General features: G+C 72.8%; 26 protein-coding genes. 11 read left to right on the forward strand and 15 right to left on the reverse strand.

The window, feature by feature from the left end:
- Nucleotides 1–17: 17 nt before the first annotated feature.
- Together ACFXGI_RS24030 and ACFXGI_RS24035 are read right to left on the reverse strand one after the other, a co-directional pair.
- Nucleotides 18–773, reverse strand: a complete 756-nt coding sequence (locus tag ACFXGI_RS24030; protein ID WP_384710154.1) for a L,D-transpeptidase — start codon at nucleotides 771–773, stop codon at nucleotides 18–20.
- Nucleotides 774–922: 149 nt separating this feature from the next.
- Nucleotides 923–2,206 (reverse strand): MFS transporter, encoded by a 1,284-nt coding sequence (locus ACFXGI_RS24035; RefSeq protein ID WP_229336804.1) that lies wholly within the window; start codon nucleotides 2,204–2,206, stop codon nucleotides 923–925.
- Between the two features lie 99 nt (nucleotides 2,207–2,305).
- On the opposite strand from ACFXGI_RS24035, the gene ACFXGI_RS24040 reads away from it, so the two are divergent.
- Nucleotides 2,306–3,232 (forward strand): LysR family transcriptional regulator, encoded by a 927-nt coding sequence (locus ACFXGI_RS24040; RefSeq protein ID WP_037846497.1) that lies wholly within the window; start codon nucleotides 2,306–2,308, stop codon nucleotides 3,230–3,232.
- Between the two features lie 92 nt (nucleotides 3,233–3,324).
- Entirely contained in the window at nucleotides 3,325–4,428 is a 1,104-nt protein-coding gene (locus ACFXGI_RS24045) for a hypothetical protein (RefSeq protein WP_384710264.1), read from the forward strand.
- Here the strand turns inward: ACFXGI_RS24045 and ACFXGI_RS24050 are convergent.
- The 3 genes from ACFXGI_RS24050 to ACFXGI_RS24060 form a co-directional block, all read right to left on the reverse strand.
- Nucleotides 4,371–5,411 carry a LuxR C-terminal-related transcriptional regulator gene (locus ACFXGI_RS24050; RefSeq protein WP_384710158.1) on the reverse strand — a complete coding sequence of 347 codons (1,041 nt, stop codon included), beginning with the start codon at nucleotides 5,409–5,411 and terminating at the stop codon, nucleotides 4,371–4,373. The genes ACFXGI_RS24045 and ACFXGI_RS24050 overlap by 58 nt on opposite strands.
- Nucleotides 5,412–5,643: 232 nt before the next feature.
- Nucleotides 5,644–5,901 carry a hypothetical protein gene (locus ACFXGI_RS24055; protein WP_384710161.1) on the reverse strand — a complete coding sequence of 86 codons (258 nt, stop codon included), beginning with the start codon at nucleotides 5,899–5,901 and terminating at the stop codon, nucleotides 5,644–5,646.
- Nucleotides 5,902–5,935: 34 nt separating this feature from the next.
- Entirely contained in the window at nucleotides 5,936–6,448 is a 513-nt protein-coding gene (locus ACFXGI_RS24060; protein WP_384710164.1) for a hypothetical protein, read from the reverse strand.
- Nucleotides 6,449–6,806: 358 nt separating this feature from the next.
- Here ACFXGI_RS24060 and ACFXGI_RS24065 point away from each other — a divergent pair, with 358 nt between their 5' ends.
- Complete coding sequence (locus ACFXGI_RS24065; RefSeq protein WP_384710267.1) at nucleotides 6,807–8,264, forward strand: CehA/McbA family metallohydrolase; 1,458 nt, start codon at nucleotides 6,807–6,809, stop codon at nucleotides 8,262–8,264.
- A 39-nt stretch (nucleotides 8,265–8,303) separates the two neighbouring features.
- Here ACFXGI_RS24065 and ACFXGI_RS24070 read toward each other — a convergent pair whose 3' ends face one another.
- The gene (locus tag ACFXGI_RS24070) at nucleotides 8,304–8,672 is read right to left on the reverse strand and encodes a cupin domain-containing protein (RefSeq protein ID WP_384710167.1); all 369 of its coding nucleotides are present in this window, start codon (nucleotides 8,670–8,672) and stop codon (nucleotides 8,304–8,306) included.
- Between the two features lie 90 nt (nucleotides 8,673–8,762).
- Entirely contained in the window at nucleotides 8,763–9,494 is a 732-nt protein-coding gene (locus tag ACFXGI_RS24075) for an alpha/beta hydrolase (RefSeq protein ID WP_384710170.1), read from the reverse strand.
- Nucleotides 9,495–9,607: 113 nt separating this feature from the next.
- Here ACFXGI_RS24075 and ACFXGI_RS24080 point away from each other — a divergent pair, with 113 nt between their 5' ends.
- The 3 genes from ACFXGI_RS24080 to ACFXGI_RS24090 all read left to right on the forward strand — a co-directional run bounded on the left by ACFXGI_RS24080 (nucleotide 9,608) and on the right by ACFXGI_RS24090 (nucleotide 12,105).
- Nucleotides 9,608–10,756, forward strand: coding sequence for an adenosine deaminase (locus ACFXGI_RS24080; protein ID WP_030865341.1), 1,149 nt, complete (start codon nucleotides 9,608–9,610; stop codon nucleotides 10,754–10,756).
- 140 nt (nucleotides 10,757–10,896) lie between these two features.
- Entirely contained in the window at nucleotides 10,897–11,175 is a 279-nt protein-coding gene (locus ACFXGI_RS24085; protein ID WP_384710173.1) for a hypothetical protein, read from the forward strand.
- A gap of 153 nt (nucleotides 11,176–11,328) precedes the next feature.
- The gene (locus tag ACFXGI_RS24090; protein WP_384710176.1) at nucleotides 11,329–12,105 is read left to right on the forward strand and encodes a hypothetical protein; all 777 of its coding nucleotides are present in this window, start codon (nucleotides 11,329–11,331) and stop codon (nucleotides 12,103–12,105) included.
- A gap of 83 nt (nucleotides 12,106–12,188) precedes the next feature.
- On the opposite strand, the gene ACFXGI_RS24095 is transcribed toward ACFXGI_RS24090, so the two are convergent.
- The 6 genes from ACFXGI_RS24095 to ACFXGI_RS24120 all read right to left on the reverse strand — a co-directional run bounded on the left by ACFXGI_RS24095 (nucleotide 12,189) and on the right by ACFXGI_RS24120 (nucleotide 15,319).
- Nucleotides 12,189–12,389, reverse strand: a complete 201-nt coding sequence (locus ACFXGI_RS24095) for a PspC domain-containing protein (RefSeq protein ID WP_030865353.1) — start codon at nucleotides 12,387–12,389, stop codon at nucleotides 12,189–12,191.
- Between the two features lie 45 nt (nucleotides 12,390–12,434).
- Nucleotides 12,435–13,016, reverse strand: coding sequence for a VanZ family protein (locus ACFXGI_RS24100; protein WP_384710179.1), 582 nt, complete (start codon nucleotides 13,014–13,016; stop codon nucleotides 12,435–12,437).
- A 143-nt stretch (nucleotides 13,017–13,159) separates the two neighbouring features.
- Nucleotides 13,160–13,816 carry a PH domain-containing protein gene (locus ACFXGI_RS24105; RefSeq protein WP_384710182.1) on the reverse strand — a complete coding sequence of 219 codons (657 nt, stop codon included), beginning with the start codon at nucleotides 13,814–13,816 and terminating at the stop codon, nucleotides 13,160–13,162.
- Between the two features lie 25 nt (nucleotides 13,817–13,841).
- The gene (locus ACFXGI_RS24110) at nucleotides 13,842–14,069 is read right to left on the reverse strand and encodes a sortase domain-bontaining protein (RefSeq protein ID WP_384710185.1); all 228 of its coding nucleotides are present in this window, start codon (nucleotides 14,067–14,069) and stop codon (nucleotides 13,842–13,844) included.
- 265 nt (nucleotides 14,070–14,334) lie between these two features.
- Nucleotides 14,335–14,547, reverse strand: a complete 213-nt coding sequence (locus ACFXGI_RS24115) for a hypothetical protein (protein ID WP_384710188.1) — start codon at nucleotides 14,545–14,547, stop codon at nucleotides 14,335–14,337.
- A gap of 58 nt (nucleotides 14,548–14,605) precedes the next feature.
- Nucleotides 14,606–15,319 carry a hypothetical protein gene (locus ACFXGI_RS24120; protein WP_384710190.1) on the reverse strand — a complete coding sequence of 238 codons (714 nt, stop codon included), beginning with the start codon at nucleotides 15,317–15,319 and terminating at the stop codon, nucleotides 14,606–14,608.
- 296 nt (nucleotides 15,320–15,615) lie between these two features.
- Here ACFXGI_RS24120 and deoC point away from each other — a divergent pair, with 296 nt between their 5' ends.
- From deoC to ACFXGI_RS24135, 3 genes are read left to right on the forward strand one after another with little or no spacing between them, the layout of a single operon-like run.
- Entirely contained in the window at nucleotides 15,616–16,578 is a 963-nt protein-coding gene (deoC, locus tag ACFXGI_RS24125) for a deoxyribose-phosphate aldolase (RefSeq protein ID WP_384710270.1), read from the forward strand.
- A 5-nt stretch (nucleotides 16,579–16,583) separates the two neighbouring features.
- A complete protein-coding gene (locus tag ACFXGI_RS24130; protein WP_384710193.1) occupies nucleotides 16,584–18,020 on the forward strand; it encodes an aldehyde dehydrogenase family protein in 1,437 nt (478 codons plus the stop codon).
- Nucleotides 18,013–18,921 (forward strand): aldehyde dehydrogenase family protein, encoded by a 909-nt coding sequence (locus ACFXGI_RS24135; protein WP_384710196.1) that lies wholly within the window; start codon nucleotides 18,013–18,015, stop codon nucleotides 18,919–18,921. Before ACFXGI_RS24130 ends, ACFXGI_RS24135 begins: the two co-directional genes overlap by 8 nt.
- An 86-nt stretch (nucleotides 18,922–19,007) precedes the next feature.
- Here ACFXGI_RS24135 and ACFXGI_RS24140 read toward each other — a convergent pair whose 3' ends face one another.
- On the reverse strand, nucleotides 19,008–19,352 hold the full coding sequence (locus ACFXGI_RS24140) for a hypothetical protein (protein ID WP_384710199.1): 345 nt from the start codon (nucleotides 19,350–19,352) through the stop codon (nucleotides 19,008–19,010).
- 237 nt (nucleotides 19,353–19,589) lie between these two features.
- Here ACFXGI_RS24140 and ACFXGI_RS24145 point away from each other — a divergent pair, with 237 nt between their 5' ends.
- Complete coding sequence (locus tag ACFXGI_RS24145; RefSeq protein WP_384710202.1) at nucleotides 19,590–20,792, forward strand: RNA-guided endonuclease InsQ/TnpB family protein; 1,203 nt, start codon at nucleotides 19,590–19,592, stop codon at nucleotides 20,790–20,792.
- 35 nt (nucleotides 20,793–20,827) lie between these two features.
- Nucleotides 20,828–21,478, forward strand: coding sequence for a uridine kinase (locus tag ACFXGI_RS24150; protein WP_384710205.1), 651 nt, complete (start codon nucleotides 20,828–20,830; stop codon nucleotides 21,476–21,478).
- A gap of 149 nt (nucleotides 21,479–21,627) precedes the next feature.
- On the opposite strand, the gene ACFXGI_RS24155 is transcribed toward ACFXGI_RS24150, so the two are convergent.
- On the reverse strand, nucleotides 21,628–22,338 hold the full coding sequence (locus tag ACFXGI_RS24155) for a SigE family RNA polymerase sigma factor (protein WP_384710208.1): 711 nt from the start codon (nucleotides 22,336–22,338) through the stop codon (nucleotides 21,628–21,630).
- Nucleotides 22,339–22,426 lie beyond the last annotated feature (88 nt).

The following is a 22,426-nucleotide window of genomic DNA, read 5'->3' on the forward strand; positions in this document are numbered from 1 at the left end:
CAGCCGCACGGAGCCCGCTACGTACCCGGCTTGCGGCCGTAGACGTACACGTCGTCGCCCTTGGCCAGCAGGTTCCAGTACGCCTTGGCGTCCGCGGACCGCATGTTCACGCAGCCGCCCGACCCCGGCGGGTTCCACATGCTCTTCTCCACCGAGTGGAAGGCGATCCCGCCGTCGAAGAACTGTGCGTACGGCATCGACACGTCGTAGATCGTCGACCAGTGGTCGATGCTGCGGTAGTAGATCCGCTTCAGCCCGGTCCTGGTCTCGGTGCCGTCCTTCCCGGTACGCACCGGCACCGGCCCGTACGTGAGGGCGGCGCCGTCCTGGACCCAGCTGAGCTGGCGGGTCAGGTCGACGCAGGCGATCCGGCCCAGGTTCACCGGGCACTGCCCGTCCTTGTTCGGGGTCGTGCCCGCCGCCCGCTGCGCCAGCATGGTGTTCATCGTCTGCCAGGTGAGAGGCCCGGCGTACCCCGCGGTCGGGGTGATCCCGTGCTTCGCCTGGAACGCCTGGAACGCCTGGAACGCCTTGACCGCCTGGCAGTCGGCCGCGGACTGCCACCCGTCGACCGGCCGCCCCAGGAACTGCTCCACCTGCCGCTGGTACGGGCCCGTGGTCACGTTGCACGAGCCGGCGGCCCGCGCCGTCCCGCCCCCGCCGGCCACCAGCGGGACCGCGAGCACCGCCGCCCCGCAGAACACCGCCGCCGCACGCCTCCCCGCACGCCGTCCCGTACGCACCCGCCCCGTACGCATCCACCCTGTACGCATCCGCATCAATGTCACGTCGCACTCCCTCCCACCCCCACTCCTTCCCGGCGGGGAGGGGCAACGCGCCGGAGCCCGGGGCGGCTTGCGCCTCCGGGCTCCGTAATTCCGCTCATACCGATGCCGTATGCACCGGTCCCCAGGCCGCCGTATCAGCGTGCGGCGGCCAGCGAACCGTGGCGCCGCTCGGCGCGCGCCGCGTGCGAGCCGTACAGGGTGATCGACACGACGCCGAGCACGGCCAGCAGCGCGATGCCCACCGTCGCCGCCCAGCCCGCCGAGTGGTAGGCGAGCGCCCCGAGCGTGCCGCCCGCGCTGGAGCCCAGGTAGTACGCCGACTGGTACAGCGCCGAGGCCTGGGCGCGGCCCGACGTCGCGGTCCGGCTCACCGCGGCGGACGCCACCGCGTGGCCCGCGAAGAAGCCGGCGGTGATCAGGACCAGCCCGACCAGGATCGCGGCCAGCGAGTCTGCGAGCGACAGCAGCAGGCCCAGCGCGGTCGTGGTCACCGCCAGGTACAGCGCCCCGCGCCGACCCGCCCGCGCCACCAGCTGCCCGGCGGCCGCCGAGGAGACCGTACCGACCAGGTAGATCAGGAAGATCGACCCGATCACGCCCTGCCCGAGGGAGAACGGCTCGTCGACCAGCCGGTAGCCGATGACGGTGTACACGGCCCCGAAGACGGTCATGAACAGCGCGCCGATCCCGTACAGGCGCAGCAGCAGCGGATCCCGCAGGTGCCCGGCGACCGTACGGCCCACCGCGCGCGGGTTCAGCGACGCCGGGCGGAAGAACCGGGCCCGGGGGAGCAGGACGAGGAACGCCGCCGCGCAGGCCAGCGCCATGACGCCGACGGCCAGCAGACCGCCCCGCCAGCCCCATGCCTGGGCCGCCCAGCCGGTGACGAGCCGGCCGCTCATGCCGCCGATGGAGTTGCCCGCCACGAACAGACCGATCGCGCCCACCAGCGCCTTCGGCTTGACCTCCTCCGCCAGGTACGCCATCGCGGAGGCCGGGATGCCGGCGATCGCCGCGCCCTGGACGGCGCGCAGCACCACCAGCCACTCCAGGTTCGGCGCGAACGGCACGAGGAGGCCGACGCCGACGGCGACCAGCATGGAGACCGTCATCATCCGGGTCCGGCCGAAGCGCTCGGAGAGCGCGCTGAGCGGCAGGACGAACAGGGCGAGGGCGCCGGTGGCCGCGGACACGGTCCAGCTGGCCTGACCCGCGGTCACCCCGAACCCGTCGGAGATCGCGGGCAGCAGCGCCTGGGTGGAGTAGAGGAGGGCGAACGTCGCGAGTCCGGCGGCGAAGAGCGCGAGGCTCATCCGGCGGTAGCCGGGGCGGCCGGGGGCGTGGGCTTCCGGTGCGGCAGGAGACGACGGGGTGGAGGCACCCGTGGTGACAGGTGCCCCGGTATGAACGGGAGGCATGCAAAGACCGTAGACCTGCCCCGTTTCATGCGTCCAATGCACAGAATCGCGATAATCGATCCACTGGTGCATGACTGCAGCTCAGAAGGGTGCCTGTCAATGAACCGTTACGAAGAAGACATGGCAGTGACAGGTTTGCTGGCCCCGCGCCTGGCGTATTTCGCCGCCGTCGCCCGCCACGAGCACGTCACCCGGGCCGCACACGAGCTGGGCGTCCCGCAGTCCACCCTCTCCCGCGCCATGGTCCGGCTCGAACAGGACCTCGGCGTCACGCTGTTCGCCCGCAAGGGCCGCACCGTCGCCCTCACCACCGCCGGCCGGACCTTCCTCTCCTCGGCCGAGCGGGCCCTCGCCGAGATCGCCCGCGCCGCCGAGTCGGTGCAGCTGGACGCCGATCCGGCCCTCGGAAAGGTGGCGTTCGGCTTCCTGCACACCCTCGGGTCCGAGACCGTACCCGGGCTGATCCGCGCCTTCCGCGTCGACCACCCGCGCGTGCGCTTCTCCCTCGTGCAGAACTACGGCGAGGCCATGCTGGAGAAGCTGCGGGCCGGCGAGCTCGACCTCTGCCTGACCTCGCCGGTCCCGGACGCCCCCGACCTGGTCGCCCGCCGCCTCGACGAGCAGCGGCTGCGCCTCGTCGTCCCCGACGACCACCGGCTGGCCGGCCGCAAGCGCATCCGCCTCGCCGAGGCCGCCGACGAAACCTTCGTCACCCTGGAGGCCGGGTACGGCCTGCGGCGCATCACCGACGACCTGTGCGCGGAGGCCGGGTTCACCCCGCGGGTGGCCTTCGAGGGCGAGGAGGCCGAGACCCTGCGCGGCCTGGTCGCGGCGGGTCTGGGCGTGGCCCTGCTGCCACCCCCGGCCGTGGCCCGCCCCGGCGTGGTCGAGCTGACGGTGACGGCTCCCCGTGCCGTCCGCGAGATCGGCGTGGCCTGGCTGGACGGCCACCCGGACACCCGCCCGGTGGCCGAGTTCAAACGCTTCCTCCTCTCCCGCCGCGGCCGGCTCATCCCGGAGCTGTAGACCGGGCCGGCACCCCGAAATCCGTTGGACCGTCCGCCACCCGGGCCGCGACAATGCGCGGATACCGGTGGCGAGGGAGAGCTTGTTTGGACGTGTTCGTGTGCGCCGGGTGCGGTGCGGAGCTGACGGTGCCGGTCTCCCGGGTCGCCCTTCCCGTCCACACCCGTTACGGGGCATGGGAGAAGCTGCATCCCCCGCTCATGGAACCGGCGACGTACGCCGTGGACCCCGAACCCTCCGGAGCGCCCTGGCGGTTGCCGGACGGGGCGGGCGAGACCGCCGCCGCCGACGGGCCGGCGCACCCGGTCCCCTTCGCGGCGCGCGACCGGATCGTCATCGCGCCGGGCGACTCCCGGGGCATGGCCCTGATCCTCGAGAAGTGCGCGGGCTACTGCTGCGGCGTGGACGGCCGCGAAGGCCCCAACCTGGGCTGCGAGGGCTGCGGGCGCGCCGTGGCGACCCGCATCGACGACTGCGGGTTCTGGCAGGCGGTGTGGCTGGAGCCCGACGCGGTGCACCGTCTCCCCTCCGGCCTGCCCGCCGCCGCGCCGCCCGACTGGGACGACCTGGTGCGCGACCCGCGGCGCATCCCGCCCCTCGAAGAGGACGGGTGGTGGAGCGCCCGCTGGGAGGCGGCGGTCGGGGTGGCGCTGGCCCATCTGGTGGTGGCCTGCGAGCGCCGGCCCGTGGTCCTCCCCGCCGGTCCCGTCGCGGAGTTGCTGGCCGGGGCCGTCGCCTCGGTCCTCCCGGCCGGAGTCCCCGCCGGAGCCTCCGCCGGACTCCCGGCCCGGACCCTGGGGCTCGCCGGGCCGGGGGTCCCCGTACCCCGGCCCGCCCCCGACATCCTCCTCGTACCGCGCCACCCGCTGACCGGGGAACCGTGGCGGCCCCCGTCCGGCGCGCCGGCCGTCGTCCCGCTGGACAGCGGGATCTGGGCGTACCTCGCCCACCCCGGCGAGACCTCGCCGTTCCCGGCGACCGGCACCCTGCCGGCGGGAGTCCTGCGCGACGACTACCCCGTGCGGCCCCAGCCGAAGTGGCGCCTGGAGATCCACCGCCGTGCCTTCGCGGACACCCTCGCCCGGCTGACCGCCGTACGGCCCCGCCCGGCCGGGGGCGCTCAGCCCGCTCAGCCCGCTCAGGCCGCCCCGCCCGGCCCGGCCGGAGCGGGAGCCGCCGTCGGGGCGAGCAAGTAGCCCGCCTGGAAGCGGGACTTGGCGCCCGCCGCCCGCATGATCTCCGCGATGTGGCGCTGGCAGGTGCGCTCCGACATGCCGAGCCGGCGGGCGATCACCTTGTCCTCCAAGCCCTCCGCGAGCAGCCGTACGATCATCTGCCGCAGCTCGTCCGAGAGCGAGTGCGCCGCCTCCGGGCCCACCGTCGTCGGGAACGGCTCCGCCGCCACCCACGACCGCTCGAACGCCGCCGCCATGAAGTGCACCACCGCCGGCTCCCGCACCACCAGCGCCGCCCCGGCCCGGTCCGGCACCGACATCAGCCCCGTCCGCCCGTCGAAGACCAGCATCCGCATCAGCCCGTCGCCCAGCGTCCGTACCTGCGCGCCCAGCGCCGTCACCCGCTCCACGTACGCCGCCGTGGGCCGCGAGTAGCGCGCCGTGTGCTGGTAGATCGTGCGCATCCGCACCCCGCGCGCCAGCAGTGACTCGTCCCGCCCGATCGCCTCCTCCAGCGACTCCACCGGCCGGCCTCCGCCCGGCTGCGAGGTCAGCAGCTCCCTCCCGCAACCCGCGACCAGCTCCGCGATCAGCCCGCGCACCGCCCCCAGATCGGTGACGAGCTCCAGCTCGGCCCGCCCCGACCCGTTCCGTTCGAGGTGCGCCGCCCCCGCCTCGTACGCCGGGACCAGCGCCTCCAGGCGCCCGCGCAGCCGGTCCATCTCGTCGTGGGTCTCCCGTACGAGCAGGGCCAGTGGGGTCAGAGCCCGGGCCGCCGCCGCCCGCGGCGCGACCGCGCTCCACCGGTCCGGGCCGCCGCCGGGGGCCCGCTGCAGCAGATGCGCGGCCGCCAGCTCGGTGATCGCCGCGGCCGCCCGCGCCCCGAGGTCCCCGGTGGCCTCCGCCTGGGCGAACGAGTGCCGCTCCACGGCGTACGCGTACAGCCGCCGGGCGGCGCGGCTCAGGTCGCCTCCGGACGGCGGGTCGGCTTCGTCGGCTGGCATATGCGTATTCGTCCCGGCTTGCGGATGTTTGTAAACCCCTCGTGTTCCCGCAAGGCGGCAAGACGACGCCCGATCGGGCGACGAGGACATATGCCGAACCGGCACAGTGGTCACACCGGGTGAAGGGGGAAACGCGGTGACGGGGGAGCGGGAGCGGGAGCGGGTACGGAGGACCGGGCGGGGGCCCACGGCGGTCCTGCCGAGCCCGCGCCCCGCCGTGGTGGCCGCCGCCCTACGGGCCGGCGCGCGCACCGTGGTGGTCGCGCCGGGTCCGCAGGCGCCCTCCGACCGTGAGGGGGCGGAGCGGCGGGTGCCGGCGGACCGGCGCGACCACGGCCGCCCGGTCGGCGCCGTCGGCCGGCCGGACGCCGTTCGCCGCGGGCGGGCCCGCGTCTTCGGATTCGACCCCGCCGCAGCGCTGGCCGCGCCGCCGCGCCGACGAGGAACTCGGCCTGGCCGGCACCCCGGCCACCGCCGTCACCCCCCTCATGGACGAGGCCGCCGTGCGGGCCCGCTCCCACGCGCTACACGCCGCCCGGCCCGTCTCCTCCGTCCGCTGCGGCCGCGCCGCTCTCCTTCCTCGCCGCCCTCATCGGCTTCCCCTGCGTGGTCAAGCCCCGGTCGGGCTTGCTCGGCGAGGGGTGCGGCCGGTGGCCGGACCGGCCGAGGCGGAGGCCGCCGTCCACGACCACCCCGAGGTCACCGACCTCCTCGTCGAGGAGTACCCGGAGGGCCCGAGCTCGCCGTCCGGGGCCCTCTCCCGCGGTGGCCGCCACCGCGTCCTCGGCCGGACCCGCCGGATCCCAGGGCCGGGGCCGGCCGCCACCGCCGCCACCGGGCACGAGCTGCCCGTCGCCCTCCCCGCCGACACCGCCGCGTCCGTACGGGCCCTCGTGCGCGGGGTCCTCGACCTCGCCGGACACCGCGACGGGCCCTCCCGCACCGAGCTCGTCCCCACCCCGTACGGTCCCCGCCTCATCGAGGCCCACGCCCGCCCCGGCGCCGAGGAGCTCGTCCAGCTTCTCCGGCTCGCCCACGGCACCGACGTACTCTCCCCAGGGGCTGCCCGAGCCGGTTCAGCGTCCGCGCGCCGGGCGCGCCGGGCTGCGGTACGTGGACTTCCCGCCCGGCACCCGCGTCGAGCGGGCCGGCCCCGGGGCGGCCGCCGCCCGCGCCGTGCCGGGCGTGTTCCGGGTGGGGCTGGAGGTGCCGCAGGGGGCCACGGTGCGCGAGGCACCGACCGGCTCGCTGCACCGCGCCCACACCCTCGCCACCGCCGCGACGGCGGGCTCCCCGGCCCGCGCACCGGACCGGGCCGCGGCCCTGCTCGGCGGCCGACCGGGGACCTCACCCCCGATTCACACGGGATTCACGTACCGCCGCCACCCTGGAGGCATGGCCCTCACGAGGCGTGAAGTTCTGGCGACCGGGATGTCCGGCGCCGCCGCAGTCACCACCCCGCACCTGTCCGTGCCCTCGGCGGACACCCGGATCCTGACCGGCACGATTCCCCCGGGCGCCCCGGACTACGTGGAGATACCCCTCGACGTACCGCGCGGCGTGAGCGAGTTGAGAGTGGCGTACACCTACGGCAAGCCGCCCGTACCGCCCGGCACCCCCGGGAACGCCCTCGACATCGGGATCTTCGACGAGCACGGCACGGCCCTCGGCGGCCGCGGCTTCCGCGGCTGGTCCGGCGGCGCCCGCAGCGAGTTCTTCCTCCGCGCCGACGACGCCACCCCCGGCTACCTTCCCGGCCCGATCGGCGCCGGCCGCTGGCACGTCCTGCTCGGCCCCTACACCGTCGCCCCGCAGGGACTCCCGTACGAGATCACCGCGCGCTTCACCTTCGGCGAGCCGGGCCGCACGCCCCGCCCGGTCTACCCGCCCGGGCGCGCCCGGGGCCGTGGCCGGGCCTGGTACCGCGGCGACTGCCACATCCACTCGGTGCACTCCGACGGGCGGCGCACCCCGGCCGACATAGCGGTCCTGGCCCGCGCGGCCGGCCTGGACTTCATCAACTCCTCGGAGCACAACACCCACAGCGCGCACGCCGCCTGGGCCGACGCGCTCTCGCCGGACCTGCTGATCATGACCGGCGAGGAGGTCACCACCCGCACCGGCCACGTCCTGGCCGTCGGCACCGACCCCGGCACCTTCGTCGACTGGCGCTACCGGGCCCGCGAGAACCGCTTCGGCCGGTTCGCCCGCACGATCCGGGGCGCCGGCGGCCTGGTCGTACCGGCCCACCCGCACGCCACCTGCATCGGCTGCGCCTGGAAGTTCGGCTTCGCGGACGCCGACGCCGTGGAGGTGTGGAACGGCCCCTGGACCCCGGACGACGAGGTCTCCCTGGCCGCCTGGGACGCCACCCTGCGCGGCGCCGACGGCGAGCGGTGGCTGCCCGCCGTGGCGAACAGCGACCACCACCGCGATCCGGACCGCGTCGGCGGTCCGCAGACCGTGGTCCTCGCCGAGGACCTGACCCGCGAGTCGATCCTCGCGGGGATGCGGGCCGGGCGCTCCTACGGGGCCGAGTCCGCGCAGGTCTCGGTCGCCTTCGAGGCGGTGGGCCCGCGCGGGGAGCACGCCGGGATCGGGGAGTGCCTGCGGGTGGCCCCGGACGCGGACGTGACCGTACGGCTCACGGCCACGGGCGCCCCGGGCTGCGAACTGTGGCTGGTCACCGACCAGGGCCTGGCCGTGACCTCGTCGGACGCCGCGCTGGAATGGCACACGACCCCGGCCCGCTCGGCCTACGTACGGGCCGAGGTCCGCCACCCCGCATCCCTCCCGCCGCTGCCGGGCGCCCTGGCTGCGTTCACGAACCCGGTGTGGCTGCCCGCGGGGTGAGACCGGCGGGTGAGAACGCCGGGGTGAGAACGGCGGGGGTCAGGAGGCCGGCTTCGCGTACTGGCCGAAGCCGGTCCAGTCGACCGCCACGCACTGCTCGTCGCCGACGACCCAGGCGTCGTGCCCGGGATCGATCTGCATGAAGTCGCCGGGCCCGTACTCCTCGCTGGTCCCGTCGTCCATGACGACCTTCATCCGGCCGCTCACCATGTAGCCCGTGTGCGCGGCCTGGCAGCTGTCCGTGCCCGCCAGCGGCTTGATGTGCTCCGACCAGCGCCAGCCCGGCTCGAAGACCGCGCGGCCCACGGCGCCGCCGTCGGTCCGGATGAGGTCGAGCCTGCCCTTGCCGTCCGCGAAGGGGCGGCTCTCGTCGGCCCGGTCGAAGCTCTTGCGCACGATCGCGGCCATACCGCATCGCCTCCCGCAGACAAGTGCCCCGAGTCCACTCCTCACTCTACGCTCGGCCGGCCCGCCTGCCCGTCCTGCGCTCCCGCCCGCTCAGCCCCGCAGCGAACGCCCGAAGCCCGTCGCGAGCGGCATCCGCAGCCCCAGCGGAGGCGGCGCCGCCAGCGCGTCCGTCACCGGCCGCGAGAACCGCCCGGAGAACATCGCCCCCAGGACGAAGTCCACGGACAGCGCCACGACTTCGGCCCGGTGCTCGCGCAGCCGGTGGCCGTCCGAGTGCACCTCGAACCGGCAGGTGGAACGGTTCGCCTTCTTCGCCTGCGCCGCCAACCGAAACGATGCTTCCGGGTCGCTGTGCGCGTCGTTCGTCCCGTGCACGATCAGCACCTGCCGGCCCGACAGCTGTTTCACCGGTTCCGGGGAGTCCGGCGAGACCACCTCTCCCAAAGAAGGGGCAAGCGCCAGCACCGCGTTGACGGCTTCGTGGCCCGCCGCCCGCAGTGCCGCCCGGCCGCCCGCGTCGTACCCGGCGAGGCACACCGGCACGTCCCCGTACCTGCGCACCACCTCGTCCGCCGCCCACCGGGCGTCGTCCTCCCGGCAGGCCCCCTTGCCGTGCAGCACGGTGTGGGTGACCAGGCCGTCGGGCCCGCCCGCCCGGACCAGTGCCCGCGCGAGCGGACGCACCGGACCGGTGGAGAATCTGGATGTGCCGGGGAGTAAGAGGACGACTCCGTTGACCGTGTTGCCTTCTGAGACCGACCCGTTCGCGCCGGCCGCCCGCCCCAGGCGGGCCCCGCGCGCCGGCGGCGCATGCTGTGCCATGGCGGAACAGTCTCAGACTGACAGGTGTACGCCACCCGTCCGTACGGTCTCTGTTACGTATCGACCCCTGTCGCCGACGCGTTGCTCTACGCGCGTAGGAGTAGAGTGCCCGGATGACGAGCGAGACCCTCAACCTGCCGACCCCGGATCAGATCCGCCGCTCCCCGAAGGTGCTGCTCCACGACCACCTCGACGGTGGCCTGCGCCCCGGGACCATCATCGAGCTGGCCCAGGAGGCCGGCTACGAGAACCTTCCCGAGACCGACGCCGACAAGCTCGGCATCTGGTTCCGCGAAGCCGCCGACTCCGGCTCCCTGCCGCGCTACCTGGAGACGTTCGCGCACACGTGCGCCGTCATGCAGACGAAGGCGGCCCTGTTCCGCGTCGCCGCCGAGTGCGCCGAGGACCTGGCCGAGGACGGCGTCGTGTACGCCGAGATCCGCTACGCGCCCGAGCAGCACCTGGAAGCCGGCCTGACCCTCGAAGAGGTCGTCGAGGCCGTGAACGACGGCTTCCGCGAGGGCGAGCGCCGCGCGAAGGCCAACGGCCACCGCATCCGCGTCGGCGCCCTGCTCACCGCGATGCGCCACGCCGCCCGCGCGCTGGAGATCGCCGAGCTGGCCAACCGCTACCGGGACAACGGCGTGGTCGGCTTCGACATCGCCGGCGCCGAGGCCGGGTTCCCTCCCACCCGCCACCTGGACGCGTTCGAGTACCTCAAGCGCGAGAACAACCACTTCACCATCCACGCGGGCGAGGCCTTCGGCCTGCCGTCGATCTGGCAGGCCCTGCAGTGGTGCGGCGCCGACCGCCTCGGTCACGGCGTGAAGATCATCGACGACATCGAGGTCGCCGCCGACGGCTCCGTGAAGCTGGGCCGGCTGGCCTCGTACGTCCGGGACAAGCGCATCCCCCTGGAGATGTGCCCCACCTCGAACCTGCAGACCGCCGCGGCCGCCTCGTACGCCGAACACCCGATCGGCCTGCTGCGAAAGCTGCACTTCAGGCTGACGGTCAACACCGACAACCGCCTGATGAGCGGCACCAGCATGAGCCGCGAGTTCGAGCACCTGGTCGACACCTTCGGCTACACGCTCGACGACATGCAGTGGTTCACCGTCAATGCGATGAAGTCCGCGTTCATTCCTTTCGATGAACGACTGGCCATGATCAATGAGGTCATCAAGCCCGGTTATGCGGAGCTGAAGTCGGAATGGCTGTTCCAGCAGACCGCTTCGACCAGCGGTTCTGTCCTGGCCTAGGCCATGGCGTAACAGACGGAAAGCGCCCGGGAGGGGCAATTCCCGGGCGCTTTCTCGTATTTACGTATGTTTGCGGGCGGGGGTTTGAAGTGACTAGTTTGCGGAGCCGCTCAATTCCCCGTCGCAAGGACTAAATCTTCATGAAGAAGTCAGCTGCCAAGACCCTCGGTGCCGCCGCTCTCGGCGCCGCCTTCGTCGCCGCCGCCGCGGGTTCCGCCTCGGCCGCCGTGCCGGCGATCGGGCTCTCCGACGCGCTGGGCACCGTGACCGGCGCGGCTCAGGGACTCACCAGCCAGCAGCAGGTGAGCCCCGAGGGTGGTCGGCAGCAGAGCGACCCCGCCGCCCCCCTCAACCAGCTCACGGACGCGGTCGGCCCGACCCTCGGCGGCCTGCCCATCGGCGCGCTCGGCGGAAGCTGATCCCCACCTGATCGGTCCGCGGATCCGTCCGCGGATTTTCGTACGCGCACGCACGTGGCGCACGCCGGTTCGATCGGGTGTGTGCCACGTCGTGGCGTGTGCCACGATCACCACCAACTGCCCGCCGACGCACTGGGTATGAGGTCATCGGTCATGCGCTTGAAGGCACGAGTCACGGTCGGAGCGGCCACCGCCGCCCTGCTCCCCGCCCTCCTCCTGGGGGCCGTGGGGTGCAGCAGCAACAAGGACGCCGCCCCCGCGGCGGGCAAGACGCCCGACCCCAAGGGCTCCGCCCCCGCGGGCTCCGCCGCCGCGTCCCCGGGCTCCGCCCCGAGTGGCGCCGCCGCGCCCAAGGCCGGGGCGAGCAAGCTGGAGCGCTCCGCGCTCGAACAGGGCGATCTGCCCGGCTACCAGGTCTCCGCGCAGGGCAAGAACCCGAACGCCCCCGACGGTCAGCCGCAGGCCGACCGCAAGGCCTGCCAGCCCCTGGCCGACATCATGGGCGACAAGCCGGACCCGGCCGCCCGCGAGACCGTCAACCGCGGCATCGGCTCCCAGAAGCAGGTCGGACTCGCCGTCTCCGCCTCCGTCAGCTCCTACGCCGAGAGTGACGCCAAGGCGCTCATCGCCCGCCTCAAGAGCGCCGTCGGCGCCTGCGGTACGGGCTTCACCGCCACCGTCGACAAGCAGAGCGGCAGCTACCGCGACGTGCGGGCGAGCGAGTACAGGACGGCCGGCGACGAGACCGTCAGCTGGACCACCACCGCGGCCGCCCAGGGCGTCTCGGCCCAGGTCCACGTGGTCGTCGTCCGCCAGGGCGCCACCGTCGTACGGCTGATGGCCCTCAATGTCGCCGGGGCCCAGCAGAAGGCGCTGGTCCCGCAAGAGGTGGCCGACAAGCAGCTGGAGAAGGTCCGCGGCGCGAGCTGATGGCCGGCCTCGTGACCCGGCCCGAGGGCCCGGCCCGACCCCGACCCCGACCCTGACCACCCGGGATGTCCGCCTCTGCCGCTTTACCAGGCGTTCGAGGCGGACTTCTCGTTCGGCAGGAGCAGCCACAGCGCCAGATAGATCAGGAACTGCGGGCCGGGCAGCAGGCACGAGACGACGAATATGACGCGCATCGTGTTCGCGGATATTCCGAAGCGGCGCGCCAGTCCGGCGCAGACGCCGCCGATCCAGCGGCCTTCACGGGGGCGGACGATGGCGCTCATGGGGTCTCCTCTGTGGCATCCGGCGGGAGGTTTTCCCGCGATGCCTCAATACTCCCGCGGCACCGCCGACAGAACGTCGGTCCAAGGGCCGAGCCCGACCCTGGGAATTCTCGGGGTGGACCCCTGAGAGGACTGCTCGGAGCGGCGCGAGCGCCGCAGCCGCGCCCGCAGCGCCGGTACGACGGCCAGGTGCGCGAGGACGACGCCCAGCCCGTTCAGCAGGACCGAGTCCACGTCGACCACCTGCCCCGGCACCGAGCTCTGGAGCATCTCGATGAGGAGCGAGACCAGCACGCCCGCGGCGGCGGTCCGGCCCAGCGAGGACCACGCGGCCAGCGGCGAAGGCGCCAGGTTCCCGTTGGCGAGCGGCAGCAGCACCCCGAGCGGGGCCAGCAGCGCCAGCGCCTCCCCGATCCGCCGGGCCGCCTCGAGCGGTCCGTACGAGAGGTCCGCCCGGATCCCCTCCAGCGGGGTCAGATTGGCCGCGGCCGCCCAGGGCACGTCCAGGGGGCGCAGAGTGAGCCAGCCGACGAGGAGGAGGTGGGCGATCAGCAGCCCCCCGCCCAGGAGCCGGAGCCGGAGGTGAATGGCGGTGGCGGCACTGCGGCCGACCTCGTTGCGCTGCACATGTGCGAGGACGCAGGCCCCGGCCGCCGCGGTTCCGGTCGGATCCTGTGAGCGGGCTCGCATCCCCCGTCCGGGGGCCGGCGCGGGTCCGCGACGCCCGTCGACGCAGGTCGAAGGCCGTCGACGCCCGACGACCGGCGGCGTCAGCCGATGACGAGCAGCACGATCAGGAACACCGCGCCGAGGGCGGCGGGGGCGAGGACCTCGTACGACCACCGCACGCGCACGCCGCCCTGGGCACCGGCCCGCGAGGCGCCGCGCTCGGCCAGCTCCCGCAGCTCGTTCACGACCTGGTCGGCCTGGGCCCGCTGCGGTTCGGCGGAGGCGGCCGGACCGGACTTGCCCGGCGAGCCCTGGCCGCCCTTGCCGGTGGCCCCGCCGCGGCCGGAGAGCTCCTGCTTGGTCTGCTGCCGGCTCGCCTTCTTCCGCTCGCGCAGCGAGACGGGGACGGACCACAGCTGGTACTTCGCCCCCCCGGCCAGCACCTCCGCCGAGTACCTGGCGCGCACCGCGTCCACGGCGCCCCAGGGCAGCTCGATGACCCGGAAGGGGTTCCGCACGCGCAACCGGTCGTCATTGGCGAAGACGGCCGGGCGGATGGTGAACGCCACGATCAGCGGTACGGCCAGCAGGGCGATCGCCGCGGCGTACCACGGGGCGTTCCCCGATCCGCGCACGATGGCGTCCCCGCACAGCCACGCGATGAGCGCGAGCAGCAGGACCCCGGTGACGACGGCCATGGGGGAGCGGTAGACCCGGTCTTCGTACGCCGGCTCTTCAGGGGGCTGCTGGCTGCTCATGAGGCCGATTCTGCCTCACGTCATCTCAGCCGACGAGATCGGCGTACACGATGATGTCGTCCGGCCGGTGGCCGTCGGTGGTCTCGCCGCCGCAGGTGATCAGCCGCAGCTCCGGGCGCGCGGTGTTCCCGTACACCTTGTCGGTCGGGAATCGCTTCTTGTCGACCTGTTCCGGCGCGCGCACCCGGAAGACGGCGGCGCCGCCGTCGGCCCGGGAGACGGTGGTCTCGTCACCGGGGTGGATCTTCGCCACGTCGCGCAGGACGGCCGGGGCCGCGCACGGTGTCGAAGTGCCCGATGAGGACGGCCGGGCCCGTCTCGCCCGGGGTGACGCCCTTGGAGTACCGGCCGATCCGGTCTCCGTCCGCGACGGAGGGCACCTCGACGCTGCCGCCGGCGGCCAGGCCGGCTTCGGCGGCGGGCGCAGGCGGTGGGCCATGGGGTGCTCCGGGAAACGGGTTCCGGCGGGCCACCTGGAGGCGGCCCGCCGGAAGGGAACGGGAGGGGCCGGGCGGTGATCAGGCGCGGCCGCGGGTGGCGCGGCGGCCGCGGGCCGTCAGGGCCACACCGGGCCCGGCGAGGATCGCGAGGAGACCCGCGCCGGCGGCGACGGTGGTGCCGTTGTCGGTGTCCTCGGCGGCGTACTCGGCCCCGGCCGTCCCGCCCTCGGGCACGATCGCGGTCTGCGCCCCGCCCTGCGGCTTCACGTCGGCGGCCGGCCCGGCGTTCACCGTGACGGTCGGCGCGGGCTTCGACGCGGGCTTGTCGGTGGCACGGTCCTCGGTGGCCTTAGTAGTTCGGCGTGCAGCCCTTGGGCAGCGCCGGGAAGGAGGTCCGGCCGAGCGGGGTGCCACCGCCCTGGGTCTTCCACTCGAAGCCGGGCGCGGCGCCGCTCGGGTTCACGATGCGGGCGATGATGCCGGCCGACTCGGGCAGCGACGGGTAGCTCCGGTCCAGGAGACGCCAGAGGGTGTCCTCGCCGGCGACCCACAGCTCGGCCCGCGGGCCGTCGGGGGACATGAACAGCTTGGCGCTCATGCCGGCGCCGATGTCCTGCGACTTCCCGGCCGAGCAGACCTGGCCGGCCTTGCCCTCGGGCAGCGGGTAGGACGTGGCGACGCCCTTCGTCGTGACGACGAGCACCGGTGCGGTCGTCTCCGCCTTGGTGAGCTCGAAGGAGGCCCCGTACGCCTCGGCGGTGGTCTGCCCACGGGTGACCAGGCCCACGACGTGGGTCATGTAGTCGTCGCCCGGCTTCCACCGGTCGCCGACGTGGCGGATCCAGGCCTCCGGGCCCTCGGCCCCGTTGCGCAGCACCGCGACCATCCCGTTGCCGACGTAGACCGGCTTGCCCTCGTAGCGCCCGTTGTCGTCGGGGGAAGCGACCGCCCCGGTCGACGGCACCGGCTGCGGGGCGGTCGCGGCGATCGCGCTCGCGGCCGGCGCGAGGAGGGCCCCGGCGAGGGCGGCGGTGACGATCGAGGTGCGGAGGGCGGAACGCATGACGACTCCTTGTTGCCGTGTCGCGGGAAGGTGGGAGAGTCGCATGCCGCGTTTTCTCTGTCGGGGCTTTCGGCCGTGAGGTCTGGCGGGCTGCTGAAGAGAAATTTGCGTTTCTTGTTCGACTGGACCATGGGGTTCCCGTCTTCGCCACACAACAGGAAAAGTGGAGGTCAGCGATCCGCGGTGCGATCTTCGTCCCGGTCCGCGCCGCGCCCGGATGTGCCCGAGTCCGCACATATGTGCGCCGGCGGGGGGTGACAGGCAGCTACGCGCGTAGATATGCTCATCTGGTGACCATGCCCACCACCCTCACCGCATTCGCTGACGTGACGACGTCCGACAGCGCGCTGCGCCGCTTCCTGTACGGGCTGCCCGGCGTAGACGCCGTCGGCCTGGAGGCCCGCGCGGCCGCGCTCGGTACCCGTTCGATCAAGACCACGGCCAAGGCGTACGCCATCGACCTGGCCATTTCGATGATCGACCTGACCACGCTTGAGGGTGCGGACACCCCGGGCAAGGTCCGAGCGCTCTCCGCCAAGGCAGCCAACCCCGACCCGACCGACCGCACGACTCCCATGACCGCCGCGGTCTGCGTCTACCCCGACATGGTGGCCACCGCCAAGGCCGCCCTGAACGGCGCCGACGTCAAGGTGGCCTCCGTCGCGACCGCCTTCCCGGCCGGCCGCGCCGCGCTGCCCGTCAAGCTCGCGGACACCCGCGACGCCGTCGCCGCGGGCGCCGACGAGATCGACATGGTCATCGACCGTGGCGCCTTCCTCGCCGGCCGCTACCTGGAGACGTACGAGCTGATCAAGGCCGTCAAGGAGGCGTGCGTACGCCCCGACGGCACCGCCGCCCGCCTCAAGGTCATCTTCGAGACCGGCGAGCTGTCGACGTACGACAACATCCGCCGGGCCTCCTGGATCGGCATGCTCGCGGGCGCCGACTTCATCAAGACCTCCACCGGCAAGGTCGGCGTCAACGCCACCCCCGCCAACACGCTGCTGATGCTCGAAGCCGTCCGCGACTTCAAGGAGCAGACTGGAATCCAGATCGGCGTGAAGCCGGCCGGCGGCATCCGGACCACCAAGGACGCCATCAAGTTCCTGGTCCTGGTCAACGAGACCGTGGGCGAGGACTGGCTGTCCAACCACTGGTTCCGCTTCGGCGCCTCCAGCCTGCTCAACGACCTGTTGATGCAGCGCCAGAAGCTGAGCACCGGCCGTTACTCCGGTCCCGACTACGTGACGGTGGACTGATCACCATGGCATCCCTTTTCGAGTACGCACCGGCCCCCGAGTCGCGTTCCGTCGTCGACATCGCCCCCTCGTACGGGCTCTTCATCGACGGCGAGTTCGTCGACGCCGCCGACGGCAAGGTCTTCAAGACCGTCTCCCCGTCGTCCGAGGAGGTCCTCTCCGAGGTCGCCCAGGCCGGCGCCGCCGACGTCGACCGCGCCGTCAAGGCCGCCCGCAAGGCCTTCGTGACCTGGTCCGCGCTGCCCGGCTCCGAGCGCGCCAAGTACCTCTTCCGCATCGCCCGGATCATCCAGGAGCGCAGCCGCGAGCTGGCCGTCCTGGAGACCCTGGACAACGGCAAGCCGATCAAGGAGACCCGCGACGCGGACCTCCCGCTCGTCGCCGCGCACTTCTTCTACTACGCGGGCTGGGCCGACAAGCTCGACCACGCGGGCTACGGCGCGAACCCGCGCCCGCTCGGCGTGGCCGGCCAGGTCATCCCGTGGAACTTCCCGCTGCTGATGCTGGCGTGGAAGATCGCCCCGGCGCTCGCCACCGGCAACACCGTCGTTCTCAAGCCCGCCGAGACGACCCCGCTCACCGCCCTGTTCTTCGCGGACATCTGCCGCCAGGCGGGCCTGCCCAAGGGCGTCGTCAACATCCTCACGGGTTACGGGGACGCGGGCGCGGCCCTCGTCGAGCACCCGGACGTCAACAAGGTCGCCTTCACCGGCTCGACCGCGGTCGGCAAGGCCATCGCCCGCCAGATCGCCGGTACGGACAAGAAGGTCACCCTGGAGCTGGGCGGCAAGGGCGCCAACATCGTCTTCGACGACGCCCCCATCGACCAGGCCGTCGAGGGCATCGTCAACGGGATCTTCTTCAACCAGGGCCAGGTCTGCTGCGCGGGCTCGCGCCTGCTGGTCCAGGAGTCGATCCACGACGAGCTGCTGGACTCCCTCAAGCGCCGTCTGAGCACCCTGCGCCTGGGCGACCCGCTCGACAAGAACACCGACATCGGCGCGATCAACTCCGCCGAGCAGCTGGCCCGGATCACCGCGCTCGCGGAGACCGGCGAGGCCGAGGGCGCCGAGCGCTGGTCCCCGGCGTGCGAGCTGCCGTCCTCCGGCTACTGGTTCGCCCCGACGCTCTTCACGAACGTCACCCAGGCGCACACCGTCGCCCGCGACGAGATCTTCGGCCCGGTGCTGTCCGTGCTGACGTTCCGTACGCCCGACGAGGCCGTCGCCAAGGCCAACAACAGCCAGTACGGCCTGTCCGCCGGCATCTGGACGGAGAAGGGCTCGCGCATCCTCGCGGTCGCGAACAAGCTCCGCGCCGGCGTCGTCTGGGCCAACACGTTCAACAAGTTCGACCCGACCTCGCCCTTCGGCGGCTACAAGGAGTCGGGCTTCGGCCGCGAAGGCGGTCGCCACGGCCTGGAGGGCTACCTCGATGTCTGAGTCGACCCGTCTGAACGTCTTCAAGACCTACAAGCTGTACGTCGGGGGCAAGTTCCCCCGCTCCGAGAGCGGCCGGGTGTACGAGGTGACGGCGAAAACATCGTCGGGTGGCAAGGGCAAGTGGCTGGCCAACGCCCCCCTGTCCTCCCGCAAGGACGCGCGTGACGCGGTCGTCGCGGCCCGCAAGGCCTTCGGCGGCTGGTCGGGCGCGACCGCGTACAACCGCGGGCAGGTCCTCTACCGCATCGCCGAGATGCTGGAGGGCCGCCGCGAGCAGTTCGTCCGCGAGGTCGGCGAGGCCGAGGGCCTGTCGAAGTCGAAGGCGGCCGCGGTCGTCGACGCGGCCATCGACCGCTGGGTCTGGTACGCGGGCTGGACCGACAAGATCGGCCAGATCGTGGGCGGGGCCAACCCGGTCGCAGGCCCGTTCTTCAACCTCTCCACCCCGGAGCCGACGGGCGTCGTCGCGGTCGTCGCCCCGCAGGACTCCTCGTTCCTGGGCCTGATCTCGGTGATCGCCCCCGTCATCGCGACGGGCAACACGGCGGTCGTGATCACCTCGGAGGAGTCCCCGCTCCCCGCCCTCTCCCTGGGCGAGGTGCTGGCCACCTCCGACCTGCCGGGCGGCGTCGTCAACATCCTGTCCGGCAAGGCCGCCGAGATGGGCCCGCACCTGGCGTCCCACCAGGACGTCAACGCGATCGACCTGGCGGGCGCCGACGCGGCGCTGGCCAAGGAGCTGGAGGTCGCGGCGGCCGACAACCTCAAGCGCGTCCTGCGTCCACAGCCTGTGGACGACTGGAGCGCCGACCCGGGCACGTCGCGCATGACGGCGTTCCTGGAGACGAAGACGGTCTGGCACCCGACGGGTTCGCTGGGCTCGGGCGGATCCTCGTACTAGGGGATCCCCTCCGAAACCGGCCCCGGCAGCGTCCCCCGCGCTGCCGGGGCCTTTTCGTGCCGCGCGCCCCGGCGCTGCGGTTACGGCTACTTGGGCAGCAGCGGGCCGAGCAGTGAGGAGGCGGCCGCCCCGGGCAGCTCGCCGACGGACGGACCCTGCGTCAGGATCCCCGTGACCATGGTCGTGCCGACCGCCGGGAAGTCGGCGACCCGGGTGGCCACGCCGTTGTCGAGCGGGTCCACGCCGGTGTGGGCCAGCGGATTCACCTTGAGGTTCGCGATGGGGTCGGTGACCCCCGCGAGGGCCGCCGGAACCGAGAGCTCACCGGCCTGGGCGCCGCCGGCGGCCATGGCCAGGGCCGCGCCCGCCATGGAGAGCGTGAGGCCTGCGGAGCGCAGCGTGGAGCTGCCGGGGGCTGCGTGACGTGCCATGGGAATCCCACCTGAGGTCGTAGTCGCGTGCGCACGCAGCGTAGTTGAGGTGTGATCCTGGATACCAACCGGGCACCGGAGGCATCCCCTGCGCGGGGGAATGGTTTGTCCGTCGCGATGACCTGCGGGGGCGCACTTTCAGTGTTTCCACCGCGAAGGCAGCCCCTCGTCACCCGTTCGTGGAGACCCTTGGGGATTCCATGGAAGCAAGGTCGACCCCGAGGCTACGTTTCCGGCATGGCGGTGTCGGTGAAGGTAGGGGAGGCCGCGTACGCGCGGTACACCTTTCGGCTCCGCCTGTCGTCTTCCGCCCATTCGGCCCTGTTGGCCGAGTGGGACCGCTGCCGTTGGGTGTGGAACCAGTGTGTCGGCGCGTCGCAGGCGGCGTACAGGGCCGGGGAGGAATGCGGTCCGGCGGCACTGGACAGGATGCTGACGGGTTGGCGCGCAGAGTACGCGTGGCTGCGTGCCGGTGGCAGTGTGCCCCAGCAGCAGATCGTCCGGGACTTCGCCAAGGCACGCACCAAGGCCTTGAGGGACGCCAAGACCCGGCGATCGGTGCGGCAACGGGCGGGAATGCCCAGGTTCAGGAAGAAGGATCTTGCCGACCCGACGCTCAACTACACCCGTCGCGGCTTCCGACTGAAGGACGGGCGTCTGCATGTTGCGCGTGGTATTTCACTGACAGTTGTGTGGTCTCGTGAGCTGCCCGCCGCCCCGTCCAGCGTGCGTGTGTACCGCGACAGCCTCGGTCACTGGTACGCCTCTTTCGTCGTCCCTGCCGCAATCCAGCCGCTTCCGGAGACGGGTGCGGTGATCGGTATCGACTGGGGCGTGCGCGAGACGGCGACCACCACCAGCGACGACCACGACCTTCCGCATCCCGAGTACGGCAAGAAGGCGGCCGGGATGCTGGCCGACCACCAGCGGACGATGGCACGGCGCAGGCCCGCGCCGGGTCAGGCCGCCTCGAAGAGATATCGCAAGGCGAAGCGGAAGGCCGCGAAGGCACACAAGAAAATCGCCCGGCAGCGCCAGGACACCGCCCGCAAATGGGCCAAGCGGGTAGTGGCCGACTTCGATCACCTGGCGGTGGAGGACTTCCGTCCGAAGTTCCTCGTCCGGTCCACCCTGGCCCGCAAGGCGGCCGACGCGGCGATTGCCGCCACCAAACACGAGTTGATCAACATGGCGCGCAAGCACGGTCGCAACCTGCGCCTCGTGCACCCCGCGCACACCACCATGGACTGCGGACGCTGCGGAGCGAGAGCCAAGCACGCACTCCCGCTGTCCGAACGTACCTACACGTGCGCCGCGTGCGGAGCCGTCTCACCCCGAGACAAGAACTCCGCACGCGTCATGCTCGTCCGGGCTGGTCTCAACCCGGCTGGTGCCGATCGCGTAAGACCAGACGGGCCGCCGGTCCGCCCGGCAGCGTGAGCCAGGAATCCCCCTTTGTGTTTGCGAGGGGGAGGATGTCAAACTGGTGTCCCGTGAGCTCCTCCTCTCCTTTGCCTACGCGTGTCGTCCTGCTGACCGGACCTTCGGGCTCCGGCAAGTCCAGGCTGGCCGCCCGTTCCGGGCTGCCGGTGCTGCGCCTGGACGACTTCTACAAAGAGGGCGACGACCCGACCCTCCCGCTGGTCGAGGGGAGTTCCGACATCGACTGGGACTCCCCGCTGTCGTGGGACGCGGACGCGGCGGTGTCGGCGGTGGCCGACCTGTGCCGGTCCGGGCGCACCGAGGTCCCGGTGTACGACATCGCCACGTCCTCCCGCCGGGGTACGGAGACGCTGGACATCTCCCGCACCCCGCTGTTCATCGCGGAGGGGATCTTCGCGGCCGACGTGGCGGCGCGCTGCCAGGAGATGGGCCTGCTCGCCGACGCGATCTGTCTGCGCGGACGTCCTTCCACGACGTTCCGCCGCCGCCTCGCACGTGACCTGAAGGAGGGCCGCAAGTCGGTGCTCTTCCTGCTGCGTCGCGGCCTGCGCCTGATGAGGGCGGAACGGGGCATCGTGGCCCGCCACATCGCCCTGGGCGCGCACGCCTGCGGCCGCGACGAGGCACTGGGCCGGCTGGCGGCCTGCGCGGCGGGCCGCCACCGCACGGCAGCCCCGGCGTAGGGGGCGTCCGGCCCCGCCGGCACCCCGGACGTACGAGAAGGCGGGACCACGCGGACCCCCGGCCGCCTGATCCCGCCTTCTCCCCCCGCAGGCCCCCGCCCCACCCCCGTAGGACGGGCCCCCTGGCCCATGGTCTGTGGTGTGCCGCGTTACGCGACGAGCTCCTCGAAGGACTCCGCCTCGTCGCGGCCGAAGCTCAGCACCTCGTCGTCCCGCAGCCGTCGCAGCGAGCGCCAGATGCTCGACTTCACCGTGCCGACGCTGATGCCGAGGATCTCCGCGATCTCCGGGTCCGTACGGCCCTCGTAGTACCGCAGCACCAGCATCGTGCGCTGCGGCTCCGGGATGCGGGCCAGCGCCTGCCACAGCACCGCGCGCAGCTCAGTGCCCCGCATCCCGTCCGTGTCGGAGGCCGTCTCCGGCAGCTCCTCCGTCGGGTACTCGTTCAGCTTCCGGCGGCGCCACGCGCTGATGTGCAGGTTCGTCATCGTGCGCCGCAGGTACCCGCCGACCGCGGCCTTGTCGCTGATCCGGTCCCAGGCGCGGTACGTGGAGAACAGCGCGCTCTGGAGCAGGTCCTCGGCCTCGTAACGGTCACCGGTCAGGTGGAAGGCCGTCGCGTAGAGGGCGGCCCGCCGCTCCTGGACGTACGCCGTGAACTCGGCCTCCGAGGTGGCGGAGAGTTCGGGCGTGCGCTGCACCGGGACGGCGGATGCCGACTGGTACGTGTTCGCGTCGATGGCCACCGTGTGCGCCGGCCGCGGACGGGCGACCGTCACCGTACGGACACCTGCCCGGCGGTTCACATCGTGCAGCCGCGTGACAATCGCGCTGGTGGTGGTGCTGTGCAGCGTGTTCATCTCGCGCCCCCCGTCGTGGAGTCTGCTTCGGATCCTGCTCGGTTTCGTTGGCAAAAGACTGCCCGGCCGACTTAACCGGGGTGTCCGC

The sequence above is a fragment of the Streptomyces sp. NPDC059355 genome (assembly GCF_042752335.1).
GTDB lineage: Bacteria > Actinomycetota > Actinomycetes > Streptomycetales > Streptomycetaceae > Streptomyces.